12 protein-coding genes are annotated in these 16,604 nt (G+C 77.8%); 6 read left to right on the forward strand and 6 right to left on the reverse strand.

Features of this window, described 5'->3' with window-relative positions:
- Positions 1 to 24 precede the first annotated feature (24 nt).
- On the reverse strand, positions 25 to 4,065 hold the full coding sequence (locus BD833_RS22735) for a PKD domain-containing protein (RefSeq protein ID WP_208092627.1): 4,041 nt from the start codon (positions 4,063 to 4,065) through the stop codon (positions 25 to 27).
- Between the two features lie 248 nt (positions 4,066 to 4,313).
- Here BD833_RS22735 and BD833_RS12555 point away from each other — a divergent pair, with 248 nt between their 5' ends.
- On the forward strand, positions 4,314 to 5,309 hold the full coding sequence (locus BD833_RS12555; protein ID WP_166533468.1) for a nucleotidyltransferase family protein: 996 nt from the start codon (positions 4,314 to 4,316) through the stop codon (positions 5,307 to 5,309).
- Here the strand turns inward: BD833_RS12555 and BD833_RS12560 are convergent.
- A complete protein-coding gene (locus tag BD833_RS12560; protein WP_166533469.1) occupies positions 5,300 to 6,115 on the reverse strand; it encodes a polysaccharide deacetylase family protein in 816 nt (271 codons plus the stop codon). The two genes, BD833_RS12555 and BD833_RS12560, sit on opposite strands and share 10 nt — an antisense overlap.
- Positions 6,116 to 6,256: 141 nt before the next feature.
- On the opposite strand from BD833_RS12560, the gene BD833_RS12565 reads away from it, so the two are divergent.
- Complete coding sequence (locus tag BD833_RS12565) at positions 6,257 to 7,549, forward strand: glycosyltransferase family 2 protein (protein ID WP_166533470.1); 1,293 nt, start codon at positions 6,257 to 6,259, stop codon at positions 7,547 to 7,549.
- Positions 7,546 to 8,892: a lipopolysaccharide biosynthesis protein gene (locus tag BD833_RS12570; RefSeq protein ID WP_166533471.1), complete on the forward strand. Its 1,347-nt coding sequence runs from the start codon at positions 7,546 to 7,548 to the stop codon at positions 8,890 to 8,892. The genes BD833_RS12565 and BD833_RS12570 overlap by 4 nt, the downstream gene beginning before the upstream one ends.
- Here BD833_RS12570 and BD833_RS12575 read toward each other — a convergent pair.
- Genes BD833_RS12575 through BD833_RS12585 form a run of 3 tightly spaced genes read right to left on the reverse strand, consistent with a single transcriptional unit; the run spans position 8,843 to position 11,840 of the window.
- Positions 8,843 to 9,928 carry a GNAT family N-acetyltransferase gene (locus BD833_RS12575; RefSeq protein WP_166533472.1) on the reverse strand — a complete coding sequence of 362 codons (1,086 nt, stop codon included), beginning with the start codon at positions 9,926 to 9,928 and terminating at the stop codon, positions 8,843 to 8,845. The two genes, BD833_RS12570 and BD833_RS12575, sit on opposite strands and share 50 nt — an antisense overlap.
- Entirely contained in the window at positions 9,919 to 10,983 is a 1,065-nt protein-coding gene (locus BD833_RS12580) for a phosphotransferase (protein WP_166533473.1), read from the reverse strand. Before BD833_RS12580 ends, BD833_RS12575 begins: the two co-directional genes overlap by 10 nt.
- Entirely contained in the window at positions 10,980 to 11,840 is an 861-nt protein-coding gene (locus BD833_RS12585) for a nucleoside/nucleotide kinase family protein (RefSeq protein WP_166533474.1), read from the reverse strand. Before BD833_RS12585 ends, BD833_RS12580 begins: the two co-directional genes overlap by 4 nt.
- A gap of 351 nt (positions 11,841 to 12,191) precedes the next feature.
- Between BD833_RS12585 and BD833_RS12590 the strand changes: the two genes are divergently transcribed.
- The 3 genes from BD833_RS12590 to BD833_RS12600 all read left to right on the forward strand — a co-directional run bounded on the left by BD833_RS12590 (position 12,192) and on the right by BD833_RS12600 (position 16,174).
- Positions 12,192 to 13,427, forward strand: a complete 1,236-nt coding sequence (locus BD833_RS12590) for a glycoside hydrolase family protein (RefSeq protein ID WP_166533475.1) — start codon at positions 12,192 to 12,194, stop codon at positions 13,425 to 13,427.
- 225 nt (positions 13,428 to 13,652) lie between these two features.
- Complete coding sequence (locus BD833_RS12595) at positions 13,653 to 15,893, forward strand: serine/threonine protein kinase (RefSeq protein WP_166533476.1); 2,241 nt, start codon at positions 13,653 to 13,655, stop codon at positions 15,891 to 15,893.
- Positions 15,890 to 16,174 (forward strand): hypothetical protein, encoded by a 285-nt coding sequence (locus BD833_RS12600; protein WP_166533477.1) that lies wholly within the window; start codon positions 15,890 to 15,892, stop codon positions 16,172 to 16,174. The genes BD833_RS12595 and BD833_RS12600 overlap by 4 nt, the downstream gene beginning before the upstream one ends.
- Before the next feature lie 19 nt (positions 16,175 to 16,193).
- Here the strand turns inward: BD833_RS12600 and BD833_RS12605 are convergent, their stop codons facing one another.
- A complete protein-coding gene (locus BD833_RS12605) occupies positions 16,194 to 16,502 on the reverse strand; it encodes a hypothetical protein (protein WP_166533478.1) in 309 nt (102 codons plus the stop codon).
- Positions 16,503 to 16,604: the final 102 nt, after the last annotated feature.

The following is a 16,604-nucleotide window of genomic DNA, read 5'->3' on the forward strand; positions in this document are numbered from 1 at the left end:
GCGGCCCACCTCCCCCACGCCCCCTCACGGCGCCGGTGCCGGGCGGAGCGCCCGGAGCCAGCCGCCCGCGGCGGCGGCGGTGCCGAACGACCAGGTGGCGTCTCCGGTCGCCCCGGCCGTGGGCCGGGCCTGCACCGCCAGCTCGGCGACCTGACCGTTCGTGCTCTCGCCGAGCTCCGCCCATCCGGCCGGCGGGGTCACCGCCACCGTCCGGTGGTCGAAGCCGACCCCGCCCACCAGCATCGCCCCGGCGGTGGCGGTGGTGACCCCCGGCACCGTCAGGCCGGTGGCCCGGTAGGTCGTGTCGGTCCGCGTGGTCGCCGCGGTGTCGAAGGGGTTCGCCGGATCGACGCCGCGGAAGGAGCCCACCACCGCACCCCACCGCTGGGCGGCGGACAGCGTGAAGACGTGCGACGCCGGCTCGGCGGCCGCGTCGGCCACCACGTAGGAGTAGACGAACACCCGGGCGCCCGAGGTCACGGCGAGCGGGGTCAGCACCGGCGTCCAGCCCGGCGGGACGGCGCTCATCGTCGGCGCGTTGTCCGCCGTCACCTGGGCCACCAGCAGGTCACCGGTCTGCACGCCCGCCGGCACCGGCACGGTCACCTCCGCCGCCGCGACGGCCGCGACCGCCGTGGCCGCCGGCCCCGCCGTGACGGTGGGGCCGCTGGTGGGCGCCGCGGTCACCGTGATCGTCCGCGTCGCCGGCGCGCTCTGCCCCACCGCGTTCGCGGCCCGCAGCGCCACCGCGTAGGTACCGGGTGCGGCGAAGGTCTGCACCGGGTTCTGGTCGGTCGAGGTCCGGCCGTCGCCGAAGTCCCACGCCCACGCGGTCGGCTCACCGGTCGAGGTGTCGGTGAACCGCACCTCCAGCGGCGCCGTCCCCGTCTCCGCCGACGCCGTGAACGCCGCCGTCGGGGCCATCGGCGCCGGGCCGGCCCCGGCCGGGCGCAGCGCCCGCAGCCAGCCACCCGCGGCGGCGGCGCCGAACGACCAGGTGGCGTCGCCGGTCGGGCCGGCGGTCGGGCGGGCCTGGACCGCCAGCTCGGCGACCTGACCGTTCGTGCTCTCGCCGATCTCGGCCCATCCGGCCGGCGGGGTGACCGCCACCGACCTGGCGTCGAAGCCGACGCCGCCGACCAGCATCGCCCCGCCGGCGACGGTCGTGACCCCCGGCACCGTCAGGCTCGTGGCCCGGTAGGTGGTGTCGGTCCTGGTCGTCGCGGCGGTGTCGAAGGGGTTCGCGAGGTCGACGCCGCGGAAGGAGCCCACCACCACGCCCCACCGCTGGGCCGCGGACAGGGTGAAGGCGTGCGACGCCGGCTCGGCCGCGGCGTCCGGCACGGGGCGGGAGTAGACGAAGACCCGCGCACCGGAGGTCACGTTCAGCTGGGTGAGCACCGGGGTCCAGCCCGCGGGCACCTCGGCCATGGTCGGCGCGTTGTCCGCCGTCACCTGCGCGACCAGCAGGTCACCGGTCTGCACCCCGGCGGGCACCGGCACGGTCACCCCCGCCGCCGCGACGGCGGCGACCGCCGTCGCCGCCGGCCCCGCACTGACCGTCGGCCCGGTGGTCGGCGCGGGAGTGACCGTGACGGTCCGCGTCACCGGTGCGCTGTCGCCCACCTCGTTCGCCGCCCGCAGCGTCACCGGGTAGCTGCCCGGCAGCCCGAACACGTGCACCGGGTTCCGCTCGGTCGACGTCTGGCCGTCGCCGAAGTCCCACGCCCAGGCGGTGGGCTCGCCGGTCGAGGTGTCGGTGAACTGCACCTCCAGCGGCGCCGGGCCGGTCTCCGCCGACGCGGTGAACGCCGCCGTCGGCACCACCGGCGCCGGGCCGGCCCCCGCCGGGCGCAGCGCCCGCAGCCAGCCACCGGCGGCGGCCGCGCCGAACGACCAGGTCGCGACGCCGGTCGCCCCGGCCGTCGGGCGGGCCTGCACCGCCATCTCGGCGACCTGACCGGTGCTGCTCTCCCCGATCTCCGCCCACCCGGCCGGCGGCGTCACCGCGACCGTCCGGCTGTCGAAGCCGACCCCGCCGACGAGCATGGCGCCGTCGCTCAGCGTCGAGACGCCGGGCACCGCCAGGCTGGTCGCCCGGTAGGTGGCGTCGGTCTTCGTGGTCGCCGCCGTGTCGAAGGGGTTCGCCGGGTCCACGCCCCGGAACGAGCCCACCACGGCCCCCCACCGCTGGGCGGCGGAGAGGGTGAACGGGTACGCGGCGGGCTCGGCCGTGGCGTCGCCCACCAGGTGGGAGTAGACGAACACCCGGGCGCCCGAGGCCACGCTGAGCTGGGGAAGCACCGGGGTCCAGCCGGGCGGCACCTCGCTCATCGTCGGCGCGTTGTCCGCCGTCACCTGGGCCACCAGCAGGTCACCGGTCTGCACCCCGGCCGGCACCGGCACGGGCACCGCCGCCGCCGGGTCCGCCGCCACCGCGGTCGCCGACGGGCCGGCGCTCACGGTCGGCCCGGTCGTCGGTGCGACGGTCACCGTCACCGTCCGCGTCGCCGGCGCGCTCTCCCCCACCGAGTTCGTGGCCCGCAGCGTCACCGGATAGGTGCCCGGGAGGGCGAACACGTGCGTCGGGTTCTGCTCGGCCGACGTCTGCCCGTTCCCGAAGTCCCAGGCCCACGACGAGGGGCCTCCGGTGGAGGTGTCGGTGAACTGCACCTCGAGCGGGGCCGGGCCGGTCTCCGCCGACGCGGTGAACGCCGCCGTCGGCGCGGCCGGCACCTGCCCGTCCAGCGGGACGAAGGCGTGCCAGTACCGCTTGGTGACGGTGTTGCTGGCCAGGGCGACCAGCCCGGTGGTGCTGGTGAGCGCCTGCTTCGTGGTGGTGACGTCGTTGACGTTCGGGCTGCCCGCGTCGGTGATGATCGGCACGCCGCGGCCGGCCGGGAAGACCGGGGCGGCCATCGGCGCGGCCTTCATGACGATGCTGCCCGCGGCCCCGGAGAACGGGCAGCCCGACAGCGGCGCGGTGGCCAGCACGTAGACGAGCTGGTGCTCCTCGTCGAGCAGGATCTGCGGGCGGGTGTGGCAGTCGTCGATGGTGCCGAACGTCGTCACCGACCACGACCCGGTGCCCGGCTTGAACACCAGCAGCAGGATCTGCCCGGCCGAGCCGGGGCTGCCCGGGGCCTCGTCGGCGGCGGTCTTGACGACGGCGTAGACCCGCCCCGCCTGGTCCGACACCAGCGACTTGATGTTCAGGTGGTCGTCGGCCGCGCTGTTGCCCCGGATGCCCGGGCTGCCGCGCCAGGAGCTCACCGGCTGCCCGTCGACGTGCACCGCCCAGTAGACGGTCTCGTCCAGCTGGTTGCTCCAGAGCACGCCGATCCGGTTCCCGCCGAACGCGACGATGCTGGAGATGTCGTCGGGCGAGGGCGCCGCGCCGGCCACCGGGAGCACGAACGGCGCGCCCCACGTGCTCCCCTCGCCGGTGGCGGAGTTGACGTGCACGGCGTTGGTGAACCCCGCCGAGGAGCTGCCGCTGACCTGCGTCCAGGTGGCCCACAGCGTGCCGGTCGAGTCCTTGTCGATGGTCAGCGACTCGCTGGACCAGGTGGTGATGACCGTGGGGAAGCCGGCGTCGGGCGCGAAGGTCTGCGCCGCGCTGTCGTAGCTGTAGCGGTAGAGCCGGGCCGGGCTGTCCGGCTTCGACGGCACCGCGTTGGACAGCGTCGAGACGGTGACCACGTTGGACGCGATGTACAGGTGCGAACCGTCCCAGAGGGCGTCGGACAGCGTGTTCGCCCGGTCGTCGACCGGCACCCCGGTGTCCACCCAGGTCTGCGTGCCGCGGTCCAGCCGGAAGATGTGCCAGTCCTGGGATCCGGTGTCGAACATCGTCGCGAACCAGATGCCCTGGACGTGCCAGAGCTTGCTCTGCGGCTTGTCCGAGGTCGGCGCGCCCGACGTGCCGGAGAACGAGGGGCCCTGGTAGCCGACGTCGCCGTCGGCCGCCGCGGCCGCGCCGGCACCCAGGACGAAGCCGGTGAGGACGACCACCGCGGCCAGGAGCAGGCCCACGGCGCGGGAGAGGGCTCGGGTCGGTCGCACCGGGAGTTCCCCCCGTCGGTCGTGCCGTGCGCCGGTCGGGCGACCCGCGACCGCGGGCTCGCCCCGCTCCGCGCGAGCACGAACCGGCGGTTCCGCTCGAACCGCCCTGACCGCGCCGCGTGCGAGGTTCCTAGTGGTCGCCGGAACACGGGGTCAATAAGGTTCGGCCTCCGCGCGCAGGTCGGCCCAGATTTGCGGGGCTCCGGTCCCGGCCCGCCTACGGTCCGTCACGGCGAGGAGGGAGACGCATGGCCGACGGCCCACCGGCGACCGGGGTGCACCCCGTCGTCGACGGCGCCTTCCGGGCGCTGGACCGGGCCGGGCTGACCTGGGTGCTGCTGCGCGGGGCGGACGAGCTCGCCCACCCCGCCGGCGACGTCGACGTGCTCGTGCAGCGGGACGGCCTCGACCGGCTCGACGCGGCCCTGACCGGAGCCGGGCTGCGCCGGATGGGCGTGCGCGGGCACGGCCGGCACCGCTTCTACTTCCGCTGGGACGCCGCCTCCGGGCTGTGGATCACCCTCGACGTGGTCACCGACGTGGACTTCGGCCGCCTCCAGCACCTGCGCACCCCGCTGGCCGACGGCTACCTGGCCCGCCGTCGACGGGTCGACGGCCTGTGGCGGCCCGACCCCGGCGACGAGGCGTGGTTCCTCCTGCTGCACGTGCTGCTGGACAAGCGCCGGCTGGCGCCGTCCCGGCGGGACGGCGTCCGCGCCGCCGCCGGCCGGGCCCGGCTTCCCGACCCGACCGCCGTCTTCCTCGCCGCTCTCCTCGGCGGGCACTGGCCCCGGCGGGCGCTGGAGGTCTGCGCGCGGGCGCAGGACGCCGAGTTCGCCCGCCTCGCGGCGGCGCTGATCCGCCGCTGGACCCGGCGGGCGCCCCTCGGCGTCGGGACGGCGTGGCTCCGGACGCTCACCGCCCGGGGCACCGACCTGCCCGTGCCGGGGTCGCCGCCCGGGCTGACCGTCGCCGTGACCGGGCCCGGGGCCGCACCGGTCGCGCGGGCGCTGCGCGCGCGGTTCCCCGGGCCCCGGCGGGTCGTCGGCGCCCGGCCCGGCCGCGCGGCCGCCGTCCGGCTGCACCGCCGGGTGGGCCGGCTCGTCGTCCTGCCCGATGCCCGCCGCCGGCCGGTACCGGGAGCCGACGTCGTCCTCGCCGTGGACGGCACCCGGCCGGTCGACGACGTCGTGGCCGAGGCCATGGCGGCGATCTGGGCGCAGCTGGCCCCGGGTCAGCGGTAGGCCGAGCCCGGCCGCCGCCGCACGAGCGCGCGCCCCCTGCGGTAGGCGCGCCAGCCCACCGTCGCCCAGCCCGCGAGCGGGGAGCCGGACCGGCCGTCCACGCCGGCCAGCCACGCGCCGAACTGCTCCGTCGTCGTCCCCCGCATCAGCATCAGCCGGGAGACCGCGAACGGGTCGTCGTCCGGGCGGTGCAACGCGTTGCGCACGGCCGCGCCCGAGCCGTAGCCGGCCGCCCGGGTGGCCCGGCGCACCCGCGGGCCGGAGTAGCCGTGCGGATAGGCCATGCCCGGCACCTCGTGCCCCAGCGCGTCCTCGAGCAGCTGCTTGGGCCGCCGCAGCTCCTCGTCCAGGGCCGCCCGGCCCAGCGTGTCCAGCTGCGGATGGCTGTGGCTGTGCGCGCCCAGCTCGACGCCCGCGGCCTCGAGCTCCGGGAGCTGCGACCACGCCAGCATCGGGTCCGACGGCCCCGGCTCGCGGGCGCCGCCGCCGGCCAGCCAGCCGGTGGTGACGTACAGGGTGCTGACCAGCGACCGGGCGCGCAGCGCGGGCAGCGCCGCGGTGGCGAAGTCGGCGTAGCCGTCGTCGAAGGTGATCACCGCCAGGCGCCCCGGGGCGGCCCGCTCCGCGCGCAACCGCACCAGCTCGCCGGCGGTCACGCACCGGTAGCCGGCGTCGAGCACGAGGTCCAGCTGCCGCGCGAACTCCGCCGGGGAGACGGAGAACGGCGCCACGTGCCGGCCCGGCGAGTCGGTGACCGCGTGGTACAGCAGCACCGGCACCGTTCCGCCGGCTCCGGGGGCTCCCACGGCGCGGGACTGTAGCCACCACCCCGGCCCGGCGGCCAGCTCCCGCGCTCCGGCGGCCGGACGGCGCGCCAGGTGGGTGACCAGCGCGTCCGGCGCGGCTAGCCTCCCGCGCCAGGACCGGCGGACGGGGCGAGGTGCGGCATGGACGGGGAGTTCGCCGGTCGCAGGCAGGTCCTGGAGGTGGAGCTGGCCGAGCCAGCCGCCGACGGGGCGCCGCTGTGCACCGTGGCCGGCGCGCCCGTGACCGGCGGGGCGGCGACGGTCCTGGCGCGGCTGCACGGCAGCCCGCTGGCCCAGACCGACGTCGAGCTGCCGGCGCGGCCCGACCACGCCGCGCTGCTGGAGCTGGTGCGGCCCCGGGTCGCCGCGGAGGTGGCCGCCCACGAGGCGGCCGACGCTGCGGCCGGCGAGGGGTGCGCGGCCTGGCTGCCGCTGCCCGATCCGGCCCCGCGGGTCACCGTCGTGGTGCCCACGGTGGGCCGGGAGGACCTGGCCGGCTGCCTGCGCTCGCTGCTGGCCCAGGAGTACGCCGACTTCGAGGTCGTCGTCGTCGACAACGCGCCGGGTCCCGAGCGCCGGGCGCTGCTGGACCGGGTGCTGGCCTCGGTCGAGGACCCGGCACACCGGGTGCGGCGGGTGGTGGAACCGATCCCGGGCATCTCCTACGCCCGCAACCGCGGCCTCGCCGCGGCCGACGGCCCGCTGGTCGCCTTCGTCGACGACGACGTCCTGGTCGACCGGCGCTGGCTGCGCGCCACGGTGGCCGCCTTCGACGCCGTGCCCGGCGTCACCTGTGTGACCGGGCTGGTGCTGCCGTGGGAGGTGGAGACCGCCGAGCAGGGCTGGTTCGTGCAGTACGGCGGCTTCGACAAGGGCTTCCGCCGCCGGGCCTACGACCTGACCGGGCAGCGCGGCGACTCAGTGCTCTACCCCTACCTGCCCGGCCAGTACGGCACCGGCGCCAACCAGGCGTTCCGCACCGCCTTCCTGCGCGAGCTGGGCGGCTTCGACCCGACCCTCGGCATGCGCCGTCCGGTGGTGGGCGGTGAGGACATCGACGTGCTGCTGCGCACCGTGCTCGCCGGCGGCGTGCTGGTCTACGAGCCGCAGGCGCTGCTGTGGTTCCAGCCCTACCGCGACTACCGGTCGCTGCAGCGGCAGATGGTCATCTACGGCCGCGGGCTGGCCGCCGTCCTGCTGAAGGCGGCCCTGTCCGACCGCGCCGTCGCCGCCGACCTCGCCCGCCGGGTGCCGGCCGGGCTGCGCTTCCTGCTCGACCCGCGCAGCGGCAAGAACTCCGGCAAGCAGGGCTATCCCCTCGCGCTCACGCTCCGCGAGCTGACCGGCGTGCTCACCGGTCCCCCGGCCTACGCCTGGGCCGGCCGGAACCGCCGCCGGGCCGACCGTTCCCGGCAGCCGGGCCCGGCCGGATGACCGGGGGCGGGCCCCTCCGGCGGCTGGCGCTGCACGACCCGCTCTTCCGCAACGGCTTCGCGCTGGTGCTCAACGTGGGGCTGACCACGCTGCTCGGGGTGGCGTTCTGGGTGGTGGCCGCCCGCCAGTACACCGCCGAGGACGTCGGGCGGGGATCGGCGCTGGTCGCCGCGCTCCTGCTGCTGTCCAACATCGGGCAGCTGGGCCTGGCCAACGGCCTGGTCCGCTTCCTCCCGGCCGCCGGGGCCCACGGCGCCGGGCTGCTGCGCCGCGGGTACGCGTTCAGCGCGCTGGCCTCGGCCTGCCTGGGCGCCGGGTTCGCGCTGCTCGCCCCGGCGCTCTCCCCCGAGCTGGCCTTCCTCGGGGCCGGCCCGGTGCCGGTGCTCGCCTTCGCCTCCGCCGTCGTCGTCTGGTCGGTCTTCGCGCTGCAGGACGCGGCGATCATCGGCCTGCGGCGCGCCGTCTGGATCCCGGTCGAGAACAGCGGCTACGGCCTGCTCAAGCTGGCGCTGCTGCTCCCGCTGGCCGTCCTCGTCCCCGGCGTCGGGGTGTTCGTGGCCTGGGTGCTCGCCGCCGTCGTCCTGCTCGGGCCGGTCAACGCCGCCCTCTTCCGCCGGTGGCTGCCCCGGCACGCCGCGACGGCGGACACCGACCAGCAGCCGGTGCACCGGCTGCGCGACCTGCTGCGCTTCATCACCTTCGACTACGCCGGGCAGGTCTGCTTCATGGCCGCCACCTCCGCGCTGCCGCTCCTGGTGGTCGCGCTGCTCGGCGCGGCCAGCAACGCGCACTTCTACATCGCCTGGACCATCGCCGTCTCCCTCGACCTGCTGTCGGTCACGCTCACCCAGTCGCTCACCGTCGAGGCCGCGCTGCGGCCCGCCCGGCTCCCCGACCTGCTGCGGCGGCTGCTGCCGCGGCTGGTGCTGCTGCAGGCCGGCGCCGTCACCGTGCTGCTGCTGGGCGCGCCCCTGGTCCTCTCGCTCTACGGCCCGGGGTACGAGGCGGAGGCCACCACACCGCTGCGCCTCCTGGCGCTCGCCGTCCTCCCGCGGGCGGTCGTCGTCGTCACCATCGCGGTGCTCCGGGTCCGCCGGCGGACCCGGCGGATCCTCGCGATCCAGGCGGTCACCGGCGCGGGCGTGCTGGGCCTCGCCGCCGTCCTCGCCGGGCCGTGGGGGCTCACCGGGGTGACCTTCGCCTGGCTGGCGACGCAGACCGTGCTGGCGCTGGTGCTCCTGCCCGCGCTCGCCCGGCTGGTGCGGGCGGGCACCGGCGCGCCCGCCGCGCCGCTCAGCCCGGCGCCGGAGCCGGTCGGTCCCCGGAGCGGAGAGCCCGCTTGACCAGCCCGCGCACCGCCGCGTCGGCCCGCGTCAGGGGGAGCCGCTCGAGCCGGTATCCCTCGTAGGCCACCGGCTCCGCGCCCAGGGACTCCTTGAACCGGGCCAGCCCGCTGCCCGGCGCGCTCTCGCCCAGGTGGTAGTGGCCGGCCCCCTCGGCCGCCGCCGCCTCGATGACCGTGCGGTGCAGCAGGTCGTTGGCCCGCACCGGCCCGGCCGCCTCCTTGTCCATGGCGCCGCGCCAGTACGCCACGTGCCCCGGGGAGTGCAGCGTGATGATCGCCGCCACCGGCCGGCCCGCCAGGCAGGCCACCCGCACCCGGCAGGCCGCTCCGAGCGCCGTGGCCACCGCCGCGAACTTGCGCTCGGGATCGCTGCGCTGCGACCGCAGCCGGGCCAGCCAGAGCGGCTCGTGCGACTGCTCGGCCCAGCGCCGCACCGACTGCCGGTAGAGCGCGTCGAAGACCGGCACCAGCCGGCCGGTCGCGTCCACCTCCACGGTCACCCCGGCCGCCTCGGCCTTGCGCACCGCGCGGCGGGCCTTGCCGGTGGCCCGGTCCCGCCAGACGGCGTCGAACCCACCGGCCAGGTCGAGCACGTGGGCGGTGTGCGCAACCCGCAGCACCCCGGGGAGGGCCGCGGCGCGGTAGGACGCCGCCCGCCGCGGAGCGGGGCGCAGCGCGGTGAGCACCCCGCCGGAGGCCGCCAGGTCGGCGAAGACGGCCGCGACGTCCGCCGGATCGAGGTCCCGCGCCGGCACGACCAGCCCGCCCATCCCCCACCCGTACGGCTGGGACGACAGCACCCCCACCCGCCGGGCGAGCGGCGCCCCGGGCCGGGCCACCGCCGGCAGCACCGCCCGCAGCCCGCTGGGCAGCTCGTACAGCCGGCTGGCGTCGCGGCCCCCGGACGTGGCGACGACGGCGTCGGTCCAGCCGGGGGTCTGGTACGGCAGCGCCTCGGGGTCCGCGGCCAGCAGCGCGCGCCACTCCGCCCGCGGCGCGGGCGCGGCCAGCAGCCGGGCCCGGGTCACAGGCACCGCAGCACCGTCCGCACGTTGCGCAGGTGCCAGCCCAGCAGGGTGTGCTCGGCGTAGCCGCGGTGCTGCGCGGCCATCGCGGCGACGTGCCGCAGCCAGTAGAGGAGGACGACGACGTCGTCGTCCACCCCCTCCCACGCCCAGCGGCCCGCGGCGGCGCTCTCCTCGGCGGCCGGCGGCAGCGTCCCGGCCACGAGCGCGCCGGCCACCACGGCGCCGAGGTCCACGCCCTGCTCCAGGGCCGCGCCGTACAGGGCCAGGTGCAGCAGGTCGTGCGCCGGCAGGTCGGCCTCCCCGGCGGTGTCCCAGTCGATCACCCCGGCGACGGCTCCGGTGCCCGGGTCGACCCGCACGTTGCCCAGCCAGAAGTCGCCGTGGATGCGGGTGGCCTGCACACGACGGCCGTGCAGCCCGTCGCGGAGCCGCCGGCGGAGGCGGTCCAGCTGCGCCGGCCGGGTGCGCAGCGGAAAGCTCCCCGAGCGGACCAGCCGGCGGATCGGCTCGTCCACCCAGCGGTCGAGGACGACGTCGTCCACCCGCAGCGGCACGGCGGTCGCCCGGTGCAGGCCAGTGATCACCGCGGTGGCGGCCCCGAGCACCGCGGGGCGCAGCCCGGGGGCCGCGGCCAGCGCCGCGGTCGCGTCCACCCCGCCCACGTGGCTGTCAAGCACGTACCACCACCCCGCGGCCGGCCCCTCGGCGTGCCGGACCGGGAGCAGCCCGCGCAACGCCGGCGCGGACGCCAGGGCGGCGAGCGCGCGGGACTCCGACCGCAGCCGGTCGGCCCCGGTGGTGGTCAGCCGGAGCACCGCCGCGGCCGGGGCGCCGGCCGGCCCGACCGGGAAGGTGGCGGTCCCGGTGCTCGTCCAGGTGCCGCTCTCCGGCCGCCAGCCGGCCACGCCGTCCAGCCCGGACAGCCGCGCCGCCTCCCCCAGGACGGCGGGCACCAGCCCGGCAGCCCGGGCCAGCGGGGTGCGACCGGGACGGCGCAGGGCCGGGTGCCGGACGGGGCGCACCGCGGTGGCCCGGGCGGTTCCCCACACCTGCCGGTTCACCGGGCCGGCACCGGCGCGCCCACCGGCTCCACCCGCCACCGGGCCAGGCACGCCGCCCAGATCACCGCCAGCGCCGCACCCCGCACCTCCTCGGGAGAGCGCGTCGCGTCGATGACGTGCAGGCCGAGCTCCTGCTCCAGCGCCCGGAAGTTCCGGCGGGCCGCCTCGCTCGCCTCGACGCCGTTCTCCCCCTTGCGCGCGAACGCGACCTCCCCGGGCAGGTCGAGCAGGAGCGTCACGTCCGGCGCCGGGCAGGTCCGGGACAGGAACCAGAAGTAGAGCCGCTTCGCGGTCGCCCACGGTGGCTCGGCCGGCAGCCGGGCGTCGTACACGTACCGGTCGAAGACCACCAGCCGCCCGCGGCGCTGGTGCGACCGGGCCTCCAGCAGCCTCGCCCAGGCGCGGAACGGGCGGGCGGCGGCGTCCCGCACCGAGATGCCGGCCGACGGCCCGGCGTCCCCGCTCTGCCACAGGCCCATGTAGACCGTGGCCACCGGCAGCGGGAACGCCTCGGCGATGCCCTGGGCGAGGGTCGACTTCCCGGCGCCGTCGGGCCCGAGCACCGCGACGCCGAGCCCGCGGCGCCGGGCGGGCCGTCCGGGGGCCGGCGGGCCCGGCACCTCCACGACCACGAACCGGCCCGCGGCGGGGTCCAGCGCCGCGTACCGCCGGGCCGCCGGGTCCGGTGCGCCGGGCAGGGCGACGAAGCCGGCGGCCCGGGCGCAGCGGTCGACCGTGGAGAGCCGGTCCGGCGGCACCGCCAGCACCAGGTGCCCCGGGGCCGCGCCGGCCACCGGTCTCCGCTCGATCCCCGCGCTCCGCAGCGCGGCGGTGAACGCATCCATCGGCTGGTGCACGGGCCGCCCTCCGGTCCGGGAGCAGGAACGTCCGCCTCCGGTGGTCGCGCGCGGCGCCGGCCGCCGGGGCTCGGGCGTCGGAGTGTGCCAGGCGGACCGCCTCCGCAGGAGGTTCGCGCGCCCCGCTCCGCGACCGGGTGCCCGGCCGCGCGGCGAACCCGACCACCGGCCGCTCCCGGCATCTACCGTGGCGCTCCGGACCAGCTGGGGGCCGTCGTCAGCCGGGCGCCGAGGGAGGCAGGGTCGCCGATGTTCCCGGAGACGCACGGAGCGGCGCGTGCCGCCGGGCGGGCCCGGTAGGCCGACGTGCGACGGGGGGCCCGGGCCGGCGAGCGCCGCCGTCCGGGATGGGTGGGGGGCATCGCCCTGGCGCTGTCCGGGGTGGTCGCCGCCTGGACCGCCACGCACCCGGCCACGGCCGGCCCCCCGGTGCCCGGGATGACGATCGGCGTCACCCACGCGCAGCAGTCCGCCGACGGGTGGGGGGAGCCCGGCGCCGTCTCCCGGGCCCGCGACGTCCTGGCGTCGGTGGCGCCCGTCCAGAACCAGCACCTCATGGGGTGGGGGGCGCTGAACCCCGAGCCGCGCCCCGGCGACATGGAGTTCGCCAGCCTCGACCGCCGCATCGAGGCGATCACCGGCACCGGCGCGGAGCCGGTGCTGACGCTCTGCTGCGCGCCGGACTGGATGAAGGGCGGGGAGCCGGGGACCACCGACTGGGACCGGCTCACCACCGCGCCGGACCCCGACCACTACGACGACTTCGCCCGGCTGGCCGCGGCGGCCGCGATCCGCTACCCGGAGGTGCGGCGGTTCATCGTCTGGAACGAGTTCAAGGGCTTCTACGACGAGGAGCGCAACAACTGGGACGTGGCCGCCTACACCGACCTCTACAACGAGGTCTACCGCGCCGTGAAGGAGGTCCGCCCCGACGCGCTCGTCGGCGGCCCCTACGTGGTGTTCGACATCTGGTCCTCCCGCGAGGAGGCCAGCCACCCGTCGGCGGTGGAGGGCCGGTGGGGCGTGCTGGACCAGCGGGCGCTCGACGTCGTCGAGTACTGGCTGGCGCACGCCGAGGGCGCCGACTTCGTCGCGGTGGACGCGAGCAGCGGCACCCGCGACGACGGCCTCCTCACGACCGACTTCGAGGCCACGGAGGCGCTGGGCGAGGTCACCCGCTGGGTCCGGTCGCGCACCGACCTCCCGGTGTGGTGGGCCGAGCTCTACGCGACGGTCGACGGCGAGCGGCCGTCCTCCGACGCCCGGCGGGCCGCCGTGATGGCGCAGGCGCTGGTGACCGTCGCGCAGGCCGGCGCCTCCGGTGCGCTGCTCTGGCAGCCCGAGGCCAGCGAGGAGGTGCGGACGGCGGCGCTGTTCACCCCCACGGCCGAGGCCGCCGGCGGCCGGCCCCTTCCGCTGGTCGCCCTGCTGGAGGTGATCGGCGAGGAGCTGCGCCGCGACCCCCGCCGGGTCGAGACGCGGTGGCACCCGTCGGGACCGATGTGGACGGTGCGCACCCCGGAGTGGTCGGCGGTGTGGACCCCCGACGGCGGCGTGCGCGGCCCCTTCCCGACGGCGGTCTGGTGACCGGCGCCCGCGGGCACCCCGTCCGCCCTGCCGGGCCCGACGGTATGGACCCGCGGCCTCCCCGCACCGCAGACTGCGCACGCGGCCGGTACGGGGTCGCGCCACCGGCGCGGCGCAGGCCCACTCGCGACGGAGGTGTGATGGCGGACCAGGGGCTCCCCTCGGGCGCGCGCCCGCTCCGCCGGGCGCGGCCGCGCGTGCCCACCGCTCTCCCCCGGGCCGCGGATGGCTGACCTCGGCGTGCTCGAGGACGTTCCCGGGGCGGCGCCCGAGCGGCCCGGGCGACCGGGAGCGGATCCCGGGCTCCGGCCCGGCCGGCTGCGGGCCGAGCGGATTCCCCTGCTGGCGACGGCGGCGCTCGCCGTGGCCGTCCCCGCGGTCGCCGCCCTCGACCTCGCCGTTCCGGGGCGGGCCCTCCTGGCGCTGGCGTTCGTGCTCACCGTGCCGGGCGTGCCGCTGGTCGCGGGGTTGCGGCTGCCCGACCCGCTGCTGGCCTGCTCCCTCGCCGGCGCCCTGAGCATCGCGACCGCGCTGCTCACGGCCACCGCCGCCCTGCTCACCGGCACCTGGGACCCGGTGCGCTGGGCCTGGGCGCTCGCCCTGGTGCACCTGGCGGCCACGGCGTGGGTGCTCCGGCGGGGGCCGCGCACCGCCGGCCCCGGCGCCCGGGCGCCGGGCCGCCCCGCCGCCCGGGAGCTGCGGATCCGCGCGGTCTGCGCCGCGGCACTGGTCGCGGCCGTCGGCCTCTGGTGGCTGGCCGCCGGCCGGGTCGACCTCGACGCCGCCGGCGCGAGCGGGCTCATCGGGGTGGTGGGCTGGCCCTACCTCGCCGCGCTGGTCCTGGTCGCGGGCGTCGCGGCCGCCCAACTGGTGCGCCGCGCGCCGGACGGCGTCGTGCTGGCGGCGGCGGCCCTGGTGCTGGCGCTGGTCCTGTTCGCGTTCGCCAACGTCGCCGACGGCGCGGCGGGTGTGCCCACCGGCTGGCGGCACGTCGGCTTCCAGCGGTTCATCAGCGCGAACGAGGCCTCGTTCTACGGCCTCGACGCGCGCGCCAGCTGGCCGGCGTTCTTCGCCGCCGCCGCGCAGCTGGTGCACCTGGCCGGCGTCGCCGACGCGAGCGCGTTCCTGCAGCTGGCCCCGTTCTTCTACAACGCGGCGGCGCTGGTGCCGCTGCTCGTCGTCGCCCGGTGCGTCACCGGGTCCGGACGGATCGCCTGGCTGTCGGTCTTCGTCTACCTGGGCGCGAACTGGTACCAGCAGGACTACTTCGCCCCGCAGGCGACGGCGTTCCTGCTCTACCTGACCGTGCTGGCGACCCTGCTGTGGAGCGCCGCGGCCGCCTGGCGCAGCCGCGCGGCGGACCGGCCCGGCGGTCCCCGGCCGGAGCGCCGGCGGCTCCGGTCGCTGCTGGCCCCGCTCGGCCGGCGCCCGCCGCTGCCCGCCGGGCTGGACGCCGGACGGTCGGTCGCCCTGGAGGGCGTGCTCCTCCTGCTCGCAACCGCCGTCGTCGTGACGCACCAGCTCACCCCGGTGACCCTCGTGCTGACCCTGCTGGTCTTCGTCGTCACCGGGTACACCCGGTTCCGGCGGCTGTGGCTGGTCGTCGCCCTGCTCTTCGTCGGGTGGTTCAGCTACGGCGCCAGTGACTTCTGGACCGGTCACCTCTCGGCGGTCGTCGGCGACGTCGGCCAGGTGGGCGCCAACCTCGACCAGGCCGTCACGTCCCGGGTCGTCGGCGATCCGACCTACCAGTTCATGCAGCAGGTGCGGCTGGGGTGGTCGCTGGTCCACGTCCTGCTCGCCGTGACCGGGCTCGGGCTGATCCTCCGGCGGCCGGACGCCCGGCTGATCGCACTGCTGGCGGCCAGCGCGGGCAGCCTGGTGCTGCTGCAGAGCTACGGCGGGGAGGTGGTGCTGCGGGTGTTCGTCTTCGCAGCACCCCTGCTGGCCCCGCTCGCGGCGATCGCCCTGCACCGGCTGCTCACCTGGGCACCGCGGGGCCTGCCGGCCCGCCGGCGGCAGTGGCTCGCCCTCGCCGCCCTGGCCGTCGTCCTCACCGGCTACGGGGCGGCGGGCACCGCCACGCGCGGGGTCAACGTCTCGTTCGAACGGGTCAGCGCCGACGACGTGCGGGCCGCCCGCGTGCTGTGGGCGAACCTGCGCGAGGGGGACACCGTCGGCCTGCTCTACCCGGCCGGCGCCTATCCGGGCGACCGCTACGGCGAGTGGTCGACGGTCTGGCTGCGCGAGGAGCGCTGCGAGCTCCCGCCGGAGGCGTGCGCGCTGACCCAGCTGCCGCGGTTCGTCCTCCTCGGCCGCACCCAGGACGCCGCCCTCACCCTCGTCGAGGGCAGCGCGCCGGGGGCCTCGCGGGAGCTGGCCGACGCCCTGCTGCGCAGCGGCCGCTACGAGGTCGTCTACCGGGGCGCCGACGCGCAGCTACTCGTGCTGGACGGGCCCCGATGACCGCCGGGGAGACCGGGTGGGCGGCCCTGACCGAGCTCGCCGGGCCCCTGGGGCTGGTCCTCCTGGCCGCCGCCGTGCTGGTCGCCGCCGTCCTCGAGGTGCTGGACGAGCGCGCCGACGCCCGGACGGCGCACGACGCCGCCGTTCCGCGCCGTCACCGGCATGCCGCCCCGCGCTCCCACCGGACCGCCTGGCTCGCGCTCCGCGTCTCGCTCGTCGTCCTGGTGCTGGCCGCGCTGGCGGCCACGGCCGCCCGCGTGCTCCCCGTCCTCGGCAGCTGAGCGCGCCGCCGGGAGCCCGCTACGCCGCCCCGGGCAGCAGGCGCAGGCGCGCCAGCAGGCCGGTGGTCCGGGCCGGCACCGCCTCCGACGGCCGCGGACCGGTACCGCTGCCGGCCGGGCGGACGGCCGCCCGGGGGGCGGACGGCGGCACGGGCAGCAGGCGGTGGACGTCGGCCGGCCCGTAGGCCGACGCCGGCGCGGCGTGGCGGCCGTATCCCGCCGCTCCCGGGTCGCGGACGACGATGGTCTCGGCGGCCACCGGGCGCCACGGTGCGGTGACCGGGCCCGTTCCCGGCGGCGGCCCCGAGGGCAGGTGCGAATGCTCCACGCCTTCCTCATCGGCGGCCGGGAGGCTCCCCGGCACCGTCCGGCCCCGCCGGTGCCGGCGCCGGCGACCTCCCCCATCGGGGTCATACCGGCCGTGCCGCGC

Origin of the sequence: Blastococcus xanthinilyticus (genome assembly GCF_008124835.1) — a bacterium.
Lineage (GTDB): Bacteria > Actinomycetota > Actinomycetes > Mycobacteriales > Geodermatophilaceae > Blastococcus > Blastococcus xanthinilyticus.

Coding starts and splice junctions, on each gene's coding strand:
- BD833_RS12555 (WP_166533468.1), top strand. CDS start 4,314: ATGGCCGACGGCCCACCGGCGACCGGGGTGCACCCCGTCGTCGACGGC.
- BD833_RS12565 (WP_166533470.1), top strand. CDS start 6,257: ATGGACGGGGAGTTCGCCGGTCGCAGGCAGGTCCTGGAGGTGGAGCTG.
- BD833_RS12570 (WP_166533471.1), top strand. CDS start 7,546: ATGACCGGGGGCGGGCCCCTCCGGCGGCTGGCGCTGCACGACCCGCTC.
- BD833_RS12595 (WP_166533476.1), top strand. CDS start 13,653: ATGGCTGACCTCGGCGTGCTCGAGGACGTTCCCGGGGCGGCGCCCGAG.
- BD833_RS12600 (WP_166533477.1), top strand. CDS start 15,890: ATGACCGCCGGGGAGACCGGGTGGGCGGCCCTGACCGAGCTCGCCGGG.